Raw genomic sequence first — 15,621 nt, forward strand, 5'->3', positions numbered from 1 at the left:
AGGAAGGTGCAGCCGCGTGAGTGATCTGGTCATCCGGGGTGCCCGGCCCTACGGTGCGGGTGAACCCGTCGATGTGCTGGTCCGCGACGGTGTGATCGTTGCGCTGGGTGCCGCGGCACGCGGCGGCGACGAGGTCGACGGTGTCACGATCGCCGAGGACGTACAGGTGATCGAGGCCGCCGGCCGCATCCTGCTGCCCGGCTTCGTCGATCTGCACACGCATCTGCGCGAGCCGGGACGCGAAGACACGGAAACCATCGAAAGCGGCTCGGCCGCAGCAGCTCTGGGTGGATACACCGCGGTGTTCGCGATGGCCAATACCGATCCGGTCGCCGATACCGCGGTGGTCACCGACCATGTGTGGCGGCGCGGCCGGGAGGTCGGGCTCGTCGACGTGCATCCGGTGGGTGCGGTGACCGTGGGGCTGGCCGGTAAGCAGCTGGCCGAGATGGGCACGATGGCGGCCGGAGTGGGCCGGGTGCGGATGTTCTCCGACGACGGGCACTGCGTCGACGACCCGCTGATCATGCGTCGTGCGCTCGAGTACGCGAAGTCGCTGGACGTGCTGATCGCTCAGCATGCGGAGGAACCGCGGCTGACCCGGGGAGCGGTCGCCCATGAAGGGCCGACCGCCGCCCGGCTCGGACTGGCGGGCTGGCCGCGTGCCGCCGAGGAATCGATCGTGGCGCGTGACGCCCTGCTGGCCCGCGATGCCGGTGCCCGCGTGCACATCTGTCACGCGTCGACTTCCGGCACCGTCGAACTGGTGAAATGGGCCAAGGCGCAAGGTATTTCGATCACCGCCGAGGTGACGCCGCATCATCTGCTGCTGGACGACTCGCGGCTCGAGACCTACGACGCGGTCAACAAGGTGAATCCACCGCTGCGCGAGGCCTCCGATGCCGAAGCGCTGCGTCGTGCGGTGGCCGACGGCGTGATCGACTGTATCGCCACCGACCACGCCCCCCACGCCGAACAGGACAAATGCTGCGAGTTCGCCGCTGCCCGACCCGGCATGCTGGGACTGGAGACCGCACTGTCGATCATCGTCGAAACATTGGTGACGCCCGGTCTGCTGGATTGGCGCGGTGTAGCGCGGGTGATGAGCGAGAATCCGGCCCGGATCGCGGGTCTCGATGATCAGGGTCGCCCGATCGCGGTCGGTGAACCGGCCAACCTGACGCTGGTCGATCCGGACACCTCGTGGACGGTGCGGGCGCCCGAGCTGGCCAGCATTTCCGGCAACACCCCCTTCGATGCGATGACCTTGCCTGCCCGGGTCGTCGCGACCGTGCTGCGCGGACGCGTCACCGCCCACGACGGGGTGGCGGCCACAGTGACACAGAGAGTGAGACTCTGATGGAAAGAACCCTGTGGGTCATCGGGCTCGTGGCGGTGTTCGCGCTGTTCGTGTGGCTGATGTACCGATCCTGGCGCAAGCGCGCCCGGCAGCAGGCGGCCTCGGTCGGGGATCTGCCGACCGTGCCGGCGGAACTGGGTGCGCAACTGCTCGAACCGACCACCGGTCTGTATACCGGGACCACGCTGGCCCCGAGCTGGCAGAACCGGATCGTGGTGGGCGATCTGGGCTTCCGCGCCACCGCCGAATTGACGCGGTTCGAGCGCGGGATCCTGCTGGAACGCGATGGTGCGGAGGTGATCTGGATTCCGCAGGAGTCCATCACCGCGGTGCGCACCGAGCGTGGCCACGCGGGCAAGGTGATGACCGACAATGGTGTGCTGGTCATTCGCTGGAAGCTACCGACGGGAACCGAGGTCGACACCGGTTTCCGTGGGGACGACAAAACGGTGTATCCGGCGTGGACAGCCCCCTCCGCGCCGGGACAACCGGGTGTGGCGACAGGAGGCGACACGGCATGAGCGGATCAGGGCCGGAGGCGGCAGCCTGCGTAACCACGCAGGCCCCCGCTCATGGCATCGAAGGACACGGCATGAGCGGCGTAACCGAACAGAGTGTGAAGGCGGAAATTCTGGTGAACGAGGTGAGCGCATGAGCGACCGCGCTGCGGTGATGGTGCTCGAGGACGGCCGGACTTTCCGTGGCCGGCAATTCGGTGCCGCAGGACAGACTCTGGGTGAGGCGGTGTTCTGTACCGCCATGACCGGCTATCAGGAAACCCTGACCGACCCCAGCTACCACCGCCAGATCGTGGTGGCCACGGCGCCGCAGATCGGCAACACCGGGTGGAACGACGAGGACGACGAGTCGAACCGGATCTGGGTTGCCGGATACGCGGTGCGCGACCCGGCGAAACGGGCTTCGAACTGGCGCGCGACGACCACGTTGCAGGACGAGCTGGAACGCCAGAATATCGTCGGCATCGCGGGAGTCGACACGCGAGCGCTGGTCCGCCACCTGCGCACGCGTGGGTCGATGAAGGCCGGCATCTTCAGCGGTGATGCCGCGGATGCGTCGGCGGACGAATTGCTGAGCCGGGTCACCGGACAGCAGTCGATGCTCGGTGCGGATCTGGCCGGCGAGGTATCCACGGACGAGATGTACACGATCGAACCTGCCGGTGAGCACCGCTTCACCGTGGTGGCAGTCGATCTGGGCATCAAGACCAATACCCCGCGGATGTTCGCCGAGCGTGGCATCCGGGTGCATGTGGTGCCCTCCGGCGTCACCCTGGACCGGATCCGCGAACTGCGGCCCGACGGTGTGTTCCTGTCCAACGGGCCCGGCGACCCGGCCACCCAGGACGATGCGGTCGAGCTCACCAAGGGGGTGCTCGGTGCGGGAATTCCGTTGTTCGGCATCTGCTTCGGTAACCAGATCCTCGGTCGTGCGCTGGGGCTGAGCACCTACAAGATGAAGTTCGGCCATCGCGGTATCAACGTGCCGGTCGTCGATCACGCCACCGGCGCGGTCTCGATCACCGCGCAGAATCACGGATTCGCCCTCGAGGGCGAGGCGGGGCAGCGCTTCGATACGCCGTTCGGCACCGCCGAGGTCAGCCATACCTGCGCCAACGACGGCACGGTGGAGGGGGTGCGCCTGCTGAACGGCCGCGCGTTCTCCGTGCAGTACCACCCCGAGGCCGCCGCGGGCCCGCACGATGCTGCCTACCTGTTCGACCGCTTCGCAGATTCGATGGAGAAGGAAGCCTGATGCCACGTCGTAACGATCTGCGCCACATTCTGGTGATCGGCTCGGGTCCGATCGTCATCGGCCAGGCCTGCGAGTTCGACTATTCCGGCACCCAGGCGTGCCGGGTGCTGCGGTCCGAGGGACTGCGGGTCTCGCTGGTGAACTCGAATCCGGCCACGATCATGACGGACCCGGAATTCGCCGACGCCACCTATGTCGAGCCGATCACGGCCGAATTCGTCGAGAAGGTCATCGCGTCCGAGCAGGCCAAGGGCACCCCGATCGATGCGGTTCTCGCGACACTGGGCGGGCAGACCGCGCTGAACACCGCGGTCGCACTGCACGAGGGCGGCATCCTGGAGAAGTACGGTGTCGAGCTGATCGGCGCCGACTTCGAGGCCATTCAGCGTGGTGAGGACCGGCAGAAGTTCAAGGACATCGTCGCGAAGGTCGGCGGGGAGTCCGCACGCTCCAAGGTCTGCTACACCATGGACGAGGTGCGCGAGACCGTCGACGAACTCGGCTTCCCGGTGGTCGTGCGCCCGTCGTTCACCATGGGCGGCCTCGGCTCGGGCATGGCCTACAACGACGAGGATCTCGATCGCATCGCCGGCGGCGGCCTGGCTGCGTCGCCGACCGCGAACGTCCTGATCGAGGAATCGATCCTCGGCTGGAAGGAGTACGAGCTCGAGCTGATGCGCGACGGCCGCGACAACGTGGTCATCGTCTGCTCGATCGAGAACGTCGACCCGATGGGCGTGCACACCGGTGACTCGGTGACCGTGGCTCCCGCGATGACGCTCACCGACCGCGAGTACCAGAAGATGCGCGATCTGGGCATTGCGATCCTGCGTGAGGTCGGTGTCGACACCGGTGGCTGCAATATCCAGTTCGCGGTGGACCCACGCGACGGTCGCCTGATCGTCATCGAGATGAATCCGCGCGTCTCGCGCTCATCGGCGTTGGCATCCAAGGCCACCGGCTTCCCGATCGCCAAGATCGCCGCGAAGCTGGCCATCGGGTACACCCTCGACGAGATCGTCAACGACATCACCAAGGAGACGCCGGCCTCGTTCGAGCCGACACTCGACTATGTGGTCGTCAAGGCACCGCGCTTCGCATTCGAGAAGTTCCCGGGTGCCGATCCGACCCTGACCACCACCATGAAGTCGGTGGGTGAGGCGATGAGCCTGGGTCGTAACTTCTCCGAGGCGCTGGGCAAGGTGCTGCGCTCGCTCGAGACCAAGGCGACCGGATTCTGGACCCAGCCCGACGGGCGCTGGACCGAGGTCGCCGAGATCCTCGCCGACCTGCGGGTCCCCACCGAGGGCCGGCTGTATCAGGTGGAGCGGGCACTGCGCCTGGGGGCGAGCATCGAAGAGGTGGCCGAGGCGTCGGGGATCGACCCGTGGTTCGTCGCCGAGATCGCCGGGCTGGTGGAGTTGCGCTCCGATATCGCCCAGGCGCCGGTGCTGGACGAGTCGCTACTGCGGTTCGCCAAGTACAACGGCCTGTCCGATCGACAGATCTCGGTTCTCCGACCGGAGCTGGCGGGTGAGGACGGGGTGCGCGAGCTGCGCCATCGGCTGGGCATCCGGCCGGTGTACAAGACCGTCGACACCTGTGCCGCGGAATTCGAGGCCAAGACTCCGTACCACTACTCGAGCTACGAACTGGATCCCGCCGCGGAGTCCGAGGTGGCTCCGCAACCGGATCGGGAGAAGGTGCTCATCCTCGGTTCCGGGCCCAACCGGATCGGGCAGGGCATCGAATTCGACTACTCCTGCGTGCATGCCGCGCAGACTCTGTCGCAGGCCGGGTACGAGACCGTCATGGTCAACTGCAACCCGGAGACCGTGTCGACCGACTACGACACCGCCGACCGCCTCTACTTCGAACCGCTGACCTTCGAGGACGTGCTCGAGGTGTACCACTCCGAATCGGAGTCGGGCCGGGTCGCGGGTGTGATCGTGCAGCTGGGCGGGCAGACTCCGTTGGGGCTGGCGCAGCGGCTCACCGACGCCGGTGTGCCGGTGGTCGGCACCTCCGCGGCGGCCATCGACCTCGCCGAGGATCGCGGTGAATTCGGGCACGTGCTGGTCGAGGCCGGTCTGCCCGCACCGAAGTACGGCACCGCGACCACCTTCGAACAGGCCCGCGATATCGCCGCCGGTATCGGTTATCCGGTGCTGGTCCGCCCGTCGTACGTGCTGGGCGGGCGCGGTATGGAGATCGTCTACGACGAGGCGTCGCTGGAGGGCTACATCTCCCGGGCCACCGAACTGAGCCCCGCGCATCCGGTGCTGGTGGACCGTTTCCTCGAAGATGCGATCGAGATCGACGTCGACGCGCTGTGTGACGGCGACGAGGTGTACCTCGGCGGGGTGATGGAACATATCGAGGAGGCCGGTATCCACTCCGGCGACTCGGCATGCGCTCTGCCCCCGATCACCTTGGGCCGCAGCGATATCGAGCAAGTGCGCCGCTCCACGGCGGCACTGGCCCGGGGGATCGGCGTGCGAGGCCTGCTCAATGTGCAGTACGCGCTGAAGGACGATGTGCTCTACGTCCTCGAAGCCAATCCGCGGGCGAGTCGCACGGTTCCGTTCGTCTCCAAGGCGACCGGTGTGCAGCTGGCGAAGGCCGCCGCGCGGGTCATGCTCGGTGCCACGATCGCCGAGCTGCGCAAGGAGGGCATGTTGCCCGCCGAGGGCGACGGCGGCCATGCGCCGATCGACGCCCCCGTCGCGGTGAAGGAAGCGGTGCTGCCGTTCTTCCGGTTCCGCCGCCCGGACGGCTCGGGCATCGACTCGCTGCTGTCGCCGGAGATGAAGTCCACCGGCGAGGTGATGGGCATCGACGCCGACTTCGGCACTGCCTTCGCCAAGAGTCAGTCCGCGGCCTACGGCTCCCTGCCGACCGAGGGCACGGTGTTCGTTTCGATCGCAAATCGTGACAAGCGGGCAATGGTGTTCCCGGTCAAGCGTCTGCACGATCTGGGCTTCCGGATCTTGGCCACCGAGGGGACGGCGGAGATGCTGCGGCGCAACGGTATTCCCTGCGAGCGGGTCCGCAAGCATTCCGACGTGGACCCTGCCAACACCAATCCGGGGCCCTCGATCGTCGACCAGATCAAGGACGGCGAGATCGACATCGTGTTCAACACGCCTTACGGTAATTCCGGGCCCCGCGTGGACGGATACGAGATTCGCACCGCCGCGGTGGGCGCCAATATTCCGTGCATCACGACGGTTCAGGGTGCGGCCGCGGCCGTACAGGGCATCGAAGCAACCATCAACGGCGGTATCGGGGTGCGGTCCCTGCAAGAGCTGCACGCCGTATTGCGCGGCTGACAAGGAGAGGGAGACGGTGGGAGCCATCGGTTTCGGCGCGGGAGTGCGGCCCCCTGGGGCCGGACGTGCGGGTGGTCGGCGGGGTCGCGGTTATGGAGCCGTGGCGTCCGCACCGCCCGGCGGCGGGGACATCCGCCGGATGCGCAATGTCGGCGGGTACTCCACCGTCGGCTTCCGGGCGCTTCCCCCGATCGGCCGGGAGCCGGTCGAGCAGGAGAAGTCCGAGGCGGACGTGTTGACGGACGCGATCCTGGCACGTGCCGACGAGGTGCTGGCCCAGGCCGACGAGATGCTGGCGGCCGCGGACGAGGAGGCGGGTGCGGCAACCACCGACGCCTACGCCGAGGCCGCCACTGCCGGGCCCGCCCCACAGGCCGGCGATGAGCCGGCCGGCGACGAACTGGCCGGGGCCGGGGCGAGCCGGTGACTCCCTTCGGGGTCGGCCTGGCCGCGGCGATGGCCGGGCTGGGGCCGTTGTGCGCGGGGATCGACCCGCATCCCCAGCTGTTGCGCGAGTGGGGCTTCAGCGAAGACGTCGAAGGACTGAAACGGTTCGCCGACATCTGTGTCGAGGTGTTCGCGGGCCGGGTCGCACTGGTGAAGCCGCAGGTGGCCTTCTTCGAGGAATACGGTTCCGGCGGAATCGTGGTCCTCGAGGACACCATCGCGGCACTCCGGTCGGCGGGCACCCTGGTATTGGCCGACGCCAAACGCGGCGATATCGGCTCGACGATGGCCGCCTACGCCCGTGCCTGGCTCGGTGACGGTCCGCTCGCCAGCGACGCGGTCACGGTGTCGCCGTATCTCGGTTTCGGATCGCTGACTCCTGCGCTGGACGCCGCGAGTGCGGCCGGCCGGGGTGTTTTCGTGCTGGCGGCCACCTCGAATCCGGAGGCCGCGGAACTGCAGCGGATCACCGCGGGTGACGGCCGTAGCGTGGCACAGCTGATGATCGACGCGGCGGCCGAGCGTAATGCGGGCCCGGAACCGGGATCGGTCGGTGTGGTGGTCGGCGCGACACTCACCGAACCGGTGGATCTGCGCAAGCTCAACGGTCCGGTGCTGATGCCGGGCGTCGGTGCGCAGGGCGGGGGGCCGGATTCGATCCGCGCCCTGGTCCCGCCCGAACAGTTCGCGGCCGTGGTACCCAATGTTTCGCGGGAGCTGTTGGGTGCCGGTCCCTCGGTCGCCGCGATGCGCACCAAGCTGCACAAGCTCGCCGACGAGTTCGCGTTTCTGCAAGCCTGAGGGCGTTGCCCGTCCGGCCACGACAACCCCCTGACGCCGTCGTACGGCGTCAGGGGGTTGTGCTCCTTGCGTGCCCGGGCATTTCCGGCTCAACGCGCCTTCCGGGGGGTGCTACGACCCTTTTGCGCACGTGTGCCCGCGGCTGGTGGTGCGGGAAGCGTTGGGCCGCACCGCGACACGCTGGGGCAAAAATGAGCGACACGCGGATAATTTTCAGAAAGTTCCAGGTCGCACGATTACAGGTCGGTTACGGCCGCATCGGGCCCGGCTGGTCTGTGCCGACCGAACCGGCGAAAACGGGAAAACCGCAGGCCACGGCCGTGCGCAGGATTTCGTCCGCGGCCTCGCGGTGGCAGACCGAATTCCGCGCACCGACCGGCCCGAGACCGGGCCCCGATGCCCGAATCGGGCGCTGACCTGGGGGGTGGGTTCGCAATCGACGGGCCGCGTGGGTACGGTCGCTGAGACCGTCGGGTTACCGGCGGGAGATTTAGCAATGAACGATGAGACGGAGGAACCGTGGCCCTTCCCCAGCTGACTGACGAGCAGCGCGCCGCTGCTTTGGAGAAGGCGGCTGCCGCTCGCCGCGCTCGGGCAGAGCTCAAGGAGCGCTTGAAGCGTGGCGGCACTGACCTGAAGACGGTCCTGAAGGATGCCGAGACCGATGAGGTGCTCGGCAAGATGAAGGTGTCGGCTCTGCTGGAAGCCCTGCCCAAGGTTGGCAAGGTCAAGGCGGCCGAGATCATGAGCGAGCTGGAGATCGCGCCGACCCGCCGCCTGCGGGGCCTGGGCGACCGGCAGCGCAAGGCGCTGCTGGCGAAGTTCGACTTCGAAGCCTGATCCGAGGGTGGTCGAACACACACAGAAGGGTCGGCTGGTAGTACTGGTCGGCCCCTCGGCCGTCGGCAAGTCCACAGTGGTCCGTTGCCTTCGGGAACGGCTGCCGGACCTGGTGTTCAGTGTGTCGGCCACCACCCGGGCCCCCCGGCCCGGGGAGGTCGACGGCCGGGACTACCGGTTCGTGACCCGCGCCGACTTCGACACCATGATCGAAGAAGGTGAACTGCTCGAATGGGCCGACATTCACGGCGGCCTGCAACGGTCGGGTACGCCGGCCGCACCGGTGAAGGCGGCACTGGCTGCCGGTAAGCCGGTTCTGGTGGAGGTGGACCTCGTCGGGGCACGCTCGGTCCGTGCGGCGATGCCCGAGGCCGTGCTGGTCTTTCTGGCCCCGCCCAGCTGGGAGGAACTGGTTGCCCGGCTGACCGGTCGTGGCACCGAATCTCCCGAGGTCATCGAGCGTCGGCTCGCCACCGCACGCGTCGAACTCGCCGCGTGTGACGAGTTCGACACAGTGATCGTGAACGACGATGTGACCACTGCCTGTGAGCAGTTGGTATCGTTGTTCGTTAGCACAAATTCGAGGTGAGTGCGGGCGATCCCGCGAACTCGGCTCGTCCCAGCACACCCATCGACCCGCAGGAGCCTCCTCAGTGAGCGACACCAAGACCGTGCCCGCCTACGACACCCCGGTCGGCCTCACCAACCCGCCGATCGACGAGCTGCTCGAGCGCACGTCGTCCAAGTACGCACTGGTCATCTACGCGGCCAAGCGCGCACGTCAGATCAACGACTACTACAACCAGCTCGGTGACGGCATCCTCGAGTACGTGGGCCCGCTGGTCGAGCCGGGTCTGCAGGAGAAGCCCCTGTCGGTGGCCATGCGTGAGATCCATTCCGATCTGCTCGAACATACCGAGGGCGAGTAACACCTCGGTCGTGGTATCAGCGACAGCGCCCGGGTGCCTGGTCGCCGCCCACCTCCACCGGATCGAAGAGGCTTGATTCAGATGCGAATCGTTGTCGGCGTGGGCGGCGGTATCGCCGCCTACAAGGCGTGCTCGTTGGTGCGCAAGTTCACCGAGTCCGGGCACACTGTCCGGGTCGTCCCCACCGAGGCTGCGCTGCAGTTCGTCGGCCGGGCCACCTTCGAGGCGCTGTCGGGCAATCCGGTGCACACCGGTGTTTTCGACGATGTGCCCGAGGTGCCCCACGTACGGATCGGCCAGGAAGCCGACCTGGTGGTCATCGCACCGGCGACTGCGGACCTGATGGCCCGCGCGGCGTCGGGCCGCGCCGACGATCTGCTGACTGCCACTCTGCTGACCGCACGATGTCCCGTACTCTTCGTCCCCGCCATGCACACCGAGATGTGGGAGCATCCGGCCACGATCGCGAATGTGGCCACTCTGCGTGCGCACGGGTCGACCGTGATGGATCCCGCATCGGGGCGGCTGACCGGCGCCGATACGGGTGCGGGACGGCTGCCCGAGCCCGAGGAGATCTTCGCGCTGGCCTCGCTGCTGGTCGAACGACCCGATGCGCTGCCCCGCGATCTGGAGAACCGTCGCGTCGTGGTGTCGGCGGGTGGCACGCGTGAACCGCTGGACCCGGTCCGCTTCCTCGGCAATCGCAGTTCCGGCAAACAGGGCTATGCGATGGCGCGGGTGGCCGCCCAGCGCGGTGCGCAGGTGACATTGATCGCCGGCAACACCATCGGTCTGGAACCGCCGGCCGGTGTCGAGGTCGTACATGTGACCACGGCCGAGCAGATGGGCACCGCGGTGGACAAACATTCCGCGGGCGCCGATGCGGTCGTGATGGCCGCCGCCGTCGCCGATTTCCGGCCGTCCAACGTCGCTGCCGCGAAAATCAAAAAGGGTGCGCACGAACCCAATTCGATCGAACTGACCAAGAATCGCGATATTCTCGCCGGCCTGGTGCAGGCGCGTCGTGACGGGCAGTTGAGCGGTCTCGCCATCGTCGGTTTCGCCGCCGAGACCGGGGACGAGCACGGCGACGTGCTGACTCATGCGCGTGCCAAGCTCGCCCGTAAGGGATGCGATCTGCTGGTGGTCAACGCGGTCGGCGAGGGTAAGGCCTTCGAGGTCGACAACAACGACGGCTGGCTGCTCGGTGCCGACGGTGCCGAGCAGGCGCTGGATCACGGTTCCAAGGCCTTGCTGGCGAGCCGGGTCCTCGATGCGCTGAGCCCGCTATTGCGTTGAACCGCAATCGTTTCAGCCCCGGCAGGCGGCGTAGTATCGCCGCCGTGACCGGTTCGTCACGCGGTAGCGGACAGGTTCCGGGGTGCTGTGCCCCACACGCGGAGACATTTGCAATAGTCTGAGGCAAGGGTTGTGCGGTGACGCGATGCCGTTACTGTCGCATCCCGACATGAGAAACCCGTTGAGGGAGAGGGAACAACTGTGCGCACGTCCGGTAGCCGGCTATTCACGAGTGAGTCCGTCACAGAGGGTCACCCGGACAAGATTTGTGATGCCATCAGCGACTCCGTCCTCGATGCGCTGCTGGCCCAGGATCCGCACAGCCGTGTAGCGGTGGAGACCCTGGTGACCACCGGCCAGGTGCATGTAGCCGGTGAGGTCACCACCGAGGCCTATGCCGATATCCCGACCATCGTGCGCGAAAAGGTGCTCGATATCGGGTACGACTCCTCGGCCAAGGGTTTCGACGGCTCCTCCTGCGGGGTGAACGTCGCCATCGGCGCGCAGTCGCCGGATATCGCGCAGGGTGTCGACCATTCGCACGAGGCCCGCGTCGGCGGCTCCGACGACGAGATCGAGCGTCAGGGTGCCGGTGACCAGGGCCTGATGTTCGGATACGCCACCAAGGAGACTCCGGAGCTGATGCCGCTGCCGATCGCGCTGGCGCACCGGCTCTCGCGGCGGTTGACCGAGGTCCGCAAGTCCGGCGTGCTGCCGTATCTGCGTCCCGACGGCAAGACCCAGGTCACCATCGAATACGAGGGCGACCGGCCGGTCCGGCTGGATACCGTGGTGCTCTCGACCCAGCATGCGGCCGATATCGATCTGGACAATCTGCTGGCTCCGGATATCCGCGAGAAGGTCGTCGATGCCGTGCTGGCGGATCTGGAGCTGCCCAATCCGCTCGATACCTCCGATATCCGGCTGCTGGTCAACCCGACCGGCAAGTTCGTGCTGGGCGGACCGATGGGCGACGCCGGCCTGACCGGTCGCAAGATCATCGTCGACACCTACGGCGGGATGGCCCGCCACGGCGGCGGCGCCTTCTCCGGTAAGGACCCGTCGAAGGTGGACCGCTCGGCTGCGTACGCCATGCGTTGGGTGGCCAAGAACGTCGTCGCCGCCGACCTCGCCGACCGGGTCGAGGTTCAGGTGGCCTACGCGATCGGCAAGGCCGCACCGGTGGGTCTGTTCGTCGAGACCTTCGGCACCGAGCGGGTCGATCCGGCGCAGATCTCGAAGGCGATCAGCGAGATCTTCGATCTGCGCCCCGGTGCCATCATTCGCGATCTGGACCTGCTGCGCCCGATCTACGCACCGACCGCCGCGTACGGCCACTTCGGCCGCACCGACGTCGACCTTCCGTGGGAGCGCACCGACCGCGCCGACAAGCTGCGCGCGGCCGGGGGCCTCTGAGCCGCGCCACGCCGGCCTTGGCGAAAGCGATCGAACCGACGGCGTCCTCCGTGCACACGGGGGGCGCCGTTCGCGTGCCCGGACCTCCGGATACCGGACCGCATCCGCACCTCGACGGGGCATCCGGTCGAGACAGCGCGCCGGCGGCGGTGGAGTCGAGCTCCTCGGCCGATCGGGATGCGCCCGACCTCGGGGTCGAGGCAGGCGCTGTGCCGGACTCGCGGGACGCGGTTGTCGACGGTGTTCGGCAGTCCCGGGGGAGTGAACGCGGCGTCGTTCCCGCAGCAGTAGCCGAGCACGCGGCTGCGGTGGCGGGCAGCGACGAGGCCGCACCGATCCGGCTCGAGAAGCCGATCGCGCGCGTGCTGCCGCTACTCGAACCCGCGCACCTCGATCGTGATTTCGACTATTCGGTGCCGCCGGAGATGGACGACCTCGCGGCGCCCGGTGTGCGGGTGCGGGTGCGGTTCTCCGGTCGCCTGGTCGACGGTTTCATTCTCGAACGACTCACGCGCAGTGAGCATTCCGGAAAAATTCAGCCTCTGCAGCGGGTGGTGTCGGGCGAACGGGTCCTGACTCCGGAGATCGTTCGCCTGGTGTCCGCGGTCGCGGCGCGGTATGCCGGAACTCGCGCCGATGTGCTGCGGCTGGCGATTCCGCCCCGGCATGCGCGCACCGAAGCGGCCGAGCCGAAACCTGTGCAGCTGCCCGAGATTCCGGCGGATTTTCCGGAATGGTCGAGGTACGTCCATGCGGGTTCGTTCCTGTCGGCGTTGCGGCGCGGGAGCGGACCTCGCGCGGCCTGGCAGGCGATGCCGGGAGAGGAGTGGCCGCGCCGGCTCGCGGAGTTGGCGGCCACCGCCGTTGCGGGTGGACGCAGCGTGATCGTCATGGTCCCGGATCAACGCGACCTGGATCGGGTCGTGGCGGAATGTGCTGTGCTGGTGGGCGATGCGGTGGTCGGGCTGTCGGCGGGGCTGGGGCCCGCCGCTCGATACCGGCGGTGGCTCGCCGTGCTGCGGGGGACGGCGCGTGTCGTGGTCGGAACGCGGAGCGCGGTCTTCGCGCCCGCTCGTGAGCTGGGTCTGCTCATCGTGTGGGACGACGGCGACGACACCTATGCCGAACCGCGCGCGCCCTACCCGCATGCGCGCGAGGTGGCGATGCTGCGCGCACACGAGACCGGCGCAGCCTTCGTGGTGGGCGGATTCGCGCGCACCGCCGAAGCGCAAGCGATGGTCGCCACCGGATGGGCCCACGACCTGCTGGCCGATCGAAACACCTTGCGCGCCACCGTGCCTCGAATTCACGCACCGGGGGACAGTGATATCGCCCTGGAACGCGATCCGATGGCCCGCGCGATCCGGATCCCGGGTACCGCCTTCGTCGCCGCCCGGCGTGCCCTGGCCGCCGGGGACCCGGTACTGGTGCAGGTTCCGCGCCGCGGCTATGTCCCGGCCCTGGCCTGTGCGAAATGCCGCACCCCGGCCCGCTGCAGGCATTGCAACGGCCCGCTGTCGTTACCCGAGCAGGATCGACCGGAGAGCCGGAATGCCCGGCGGGGGAACGGTGCTCCGGGCGAGGCGGCAGCTGCCGGGCGAGCCCGTGCCGCCGTCGGTGGAGACCACGAGGCAGGTGCCGCGCATTCCCGCCGTACCGGTTCTGCCGGTGCACGCGGCGCCGGGCGGTCGGTGGCGTCGTCCGCAGTCCCGTTGGGCAGCAAAGCGTCCGAGGACAGTGCGCACAGTCCGAGCTGTCGTTGGTGCGGGAAGATGGAGCCGAGCTTCCGCTGCGGTAACTGTGGTTCGCGCGTGCTGCGCGCGGTGGTGATCGGTGCGCAGCGCACCGCCGAGGAATTGGGCCGAGCGTTCCCCGGGGTCCCGATTCGTGGTTCGGGCGGCGCCTCGGTCCTGGACTCCGTGCCGGAAGGACCTCAGGTGGTGGTGTCGACCATCGGCGCCGAGCCCGCGGTACCCGGTGGGTACGCGGTGGCGCTGCTACTCGACGGCTGGGCGCTGCTGGGCCGCGCCGATCTGCGCGCCGCCGAGGATGCGCTGCGGCGCTGGATGTCGGCGGCGACGCTCGTCCGCGCGGACGGCGAAGTGTTGGTGATGGCCGAGCCGTCACTGCCGACCGTGCAGGCGCTGGTGCGCTGGGACCCGGTCGGTCACGCCCGCCACGAACTCGACGCGCGCGTCGAGGTCCGCTTCCCGCCCGCCGTGCGGCTCGCCGCGGTCGACGGCACCACCGCGACCGTCGGCGAATTACTCGGCGAGACAGTGCTTCCCGAGGGTGTCGAGGTGCTTGGCCCGGTGCCACTACCGCCCGGCGCCCGCACCCCCTTCTCCGGCGATACCGCCCCTACCGAGGTCGAGCGCATGATCCTGCGGGTGGACCGTGGCGCGGGCAGCGCACTGTCACGGGCCCTGGCCGATGCCTTGGCGGTGCGCAGCAGTCACCGCTCCACCGGCCCGCTGCGAGTGCAGATCGACCCGGTCGACATCGGCTAGGCGCCGACCGGCGCCGAGGTGGCAGCGAAGGCGGCCCGATTGCGGGCAGCCCAGTCGGTGTATCCGGTGGCCGGGCGGCCGAGAACGTCCGGGACTCCCGAACCGGTGGCCTGTTCCCCGGGCAGGGGCGTGCCGAGCACATCCAGCGTGCCGTCGGCGACCGCCGGTGGCACGAAACGCAGGAGGTTCGCCCGCGCTTGTTCCCGATCCAACTCCACCAGCCGCACCGGCCGGTCCAGTGCACGAGTGAGGATCTGCACCTGTTCTCGGGGAGTGATGGGGGCCGGGCCCGTGATCTCGTAGGTGCGCCCGGCGTGGCCGCCACGCAGTGCGGCGGCCGCGACCGCCGCGATGTCGGCGGGGTCGACCATCGGCAACGCGATATCGGGGAACGGGGTGTACACGGTGTTCTCCGTGATGATGCTGTCGCGCCAGGCGATGGTGTTGGAGAAGAATCCGCTCGGCCGCAGCACCGTCCACTCCGGCTCCGCATCTCGTACTGCCTGTTCGAATGCGGCGCTGCGCGCATGGGATTCGAGATGCGGGCGGGTCCCGGCCACCTGTGAGGACAACAGAACCACCCGGTCCACTTCGGCGGCGCGCAGCGCCTCGAGATACTCGGCCGGGCGTGGTCCCGTGACCAGCTGCGGGCCTGTGAAGAGCAGGAACACTGCCTCCGCTCCGGCGACGGCGGCGCCGAGCCCGTGTGGGTCGCCGAGGTCTGCGCGCCGGTGCGCTACACCGTCGGGTAGTGGCGCGGTGCCCCGCGAAATCGCGGTCACCTCCTCGCCGCCGTCGAGGAGAGTGCGGACCAGCACTCGTCCGATGGTGCCGGTCGCTCCCGTGATCGCGATCATGATTCACTCCTGAGTTAGTTGACTGACTCAGTTCAACGTTATCGACTGATGCGGCGC

General features: G+C 68.3%; 14 protein-coding genes. 13 read left to right on the forward strand and 1 reads right to left on the reverse strand.

Annotated features, from left to right (window positions below; genetic code table 11):
- The first annotated feature begins 16 nt into the window (after window positions 1–16).
- The 13 genes from NV2_RS12395 to NV2_RS12450 all read left to right on the forward strand — a co-directional run bounded on the left by NV2_RS12395 (window position 17) and on the right by NV2_RS12450 (window position 14,707).
- Window positions 17–1,360 (forward strand): dihydroorotase, encoded by a 1,344-nt coding sequence (locus NV2_RS12395; RefSeq protein WP_067872230.1) that lies wholly within the window; start codon window positions 17–19, stop codon window positions 1,358–1,360.
- Window positions 1,360–1,881: a PH-like domain-containing protein gene (locus NV2_RS12400; RefSeq protein WP_067872233.1), complete on the forward strand. Its 522-nt coding sequence runs from the start codon at window positions 1,360–1,362 to the stop codon at window positions 1,879–1,881. The genes NV2_RS12395 and NV2_RS12400 overlap by 1 nt, the downstream gene beginning before the upstream one ends.
- Complete coding sequence (locus NV2_RS31415) at window positions 1,878–2,015, forward strand: hypothetical protein (RefSeq protein WP_157102871.1); 138 nt, start codon at window positions 1,878–1,880, stop codon at window positions 2,013–2,015. The genes NV2_RS12400 and NV2_RS31415 overlap by 4 nt, the downstream gene beginning before the upstream one ends.
- On the forward strand, window positions 2,012–3,133 hold the full coding sequence (gene carA / locus NV2_RS12405; protein WP_067872236.1) for a glutamine-hydrolyzing carbamoyl-phosphate synthase small subunit: 1,122 nt from the start codon (window positions 2,012–2,014) through the stop codon (window positions 3,131–3,133). Before NV2_RS31415 ends, carA begins: the two co-directional genes overlap by 4 nt.
- Window positions 3,133–6,465 carry a carbamoyl-phosphate synthase large subunit gene (gene carB, locus NV2_RS12410; protein ID WP_067872239.1) on the forward strand — a complete coding sequence of 1,111 codons (3,333 nt, stop codon included), beginning with the start codon at window positions 3,133–3,135 and terminating at the stop codon, window positions 6,463–6,465. The genes carA and carB overlap by 1 nt, the downstream gene beginning before the upstream one ends.
- A 100-nt stretch (window positions 6,466–6,565) precedes the next feature.
- Window positions 6,566–6,892, forward strand: a complete 327-nt coding sequence (locus NV2_RS12415) for a hypothetical protein (RefSeq protein ID WP_067872242.1) — start codon at window positions 6,566–6,568, stop codon at window positions 6,890–6,892.
- Window positions 6,889–7,713, forward strand: a complete 825-nt coding sequence (gene pyrF, locus NV2_RS12420) for an orotidine-5'-phosphate decarboxylase (protein ID WP_067872245.1) — start codon at window positions 6,889–6,891, stop codon at window positions 7,711–7,713. Before NV2_RS12415 ends, pyrF begins: the two co-directional genes overlap by 4 nt.
- A gap of 519 nt (window positions 7,714–8,232) precedes the next feature.
- Window positions 8,233–8,553: an integration host factor, actinobacterial type gene (gene mihF, locus NV2_RS12425; RefSeq protein ID WP_030513994.1), complete on the forward strand. Its 321-nt coding sequence runs from the start codon at window positions 8,233–8,235 to the stop codon at window positions 8,551–8,553.
- Window positions 8,554–8,560: 7 nt separating this feature from the next.
- Window positions 8,561–9,142, forward strand: coding sequence for a guanylate kinase (gmk, locus tag NV2_RS12430; RefSeq protein WP_067872248.1), 582 nt, complete (start codon window positions 8,561–8,563; stop codon window positions 9,140–9,142).
- A 64-nt stretch (window positions 9,143–9,206) separates the two neighbouring features.
- A complete protein-coding gene (gene rpoZ, locus NV2_RS12435; RefSeq protein WP_025350704.1) occupies window positions 9,207–9,482 on the forward strand; it encodes a DNA-directed RNA polymerase subunit omega in 276 nt (91 codons plus the stop codon).
- Window positions 9,483–9,563: 81 nt separating this feature from the next.
- The gene (gene coaBC / locus NV2_RS12440) at window positions 9,564–10,781 is read left to right on the forward strand and encodes a bifunctional phosphopantothenoylcysteine decarboxylase/phosphopantothenate--cysteine ligase CoaBC (RefSeq protein WP_067872251.1); all 1,218 of its coding nucleotides are present in this window, start codon (window positions 9,564–9,566) and stop codon (window positions 10,779–10,781) included.
- Between the two features lie 201 nt (window positions 10,782–10,982).
- Entirely contained in the window at window positions 10,983–12,197 is a 1,215-nt protein-coding gene (metK, locus tag NV2_RS12445) for a methionine adenosyltransferase (RefSeq protein ID WP_067872254.1), read from the forward strand.
- A gap of 308 nt (window positions 12,198–12,505) precedes the next feature.
- On the forward strand, window positions 12,506–14,707 hold the full coding sequence (locus NV2_RS12450) for a primosomal protein N' (RefSeq protein WP_373863560.1): 2,202 nt from the start codon (window positions 12,506–12,508) through the stop codon (window positions 14,705–14,707).
- Here the strand turns inward: NV2_RS12450 and NV2_RS12455 are convergent.
- A complete protein-coding gene (locus NV2_RS12455; RefSeq protein ID WP_067872256.1) occupies window positions 14,704–15,564 on the reverse strand; it encodes an SDR family oxidoreductase in 861 nt (286 codons plus the stop codon). The genes NV2_RS12450 and NV2_RS12455 overlap by 4 nt on opposite strands.
- Window positions 15,565–15,621: the final 57 nt, after the last annotated feature.

The organism is Nocardia vermiculata NBRC 100427 (assembly GCF_001613265.1).
Lineage (GTDB): Bacteria > Actinomycetota > Actinomycetes > Mycobacteriales > Mycobacteriaceae > Nocardia > Nocardia vermiculata.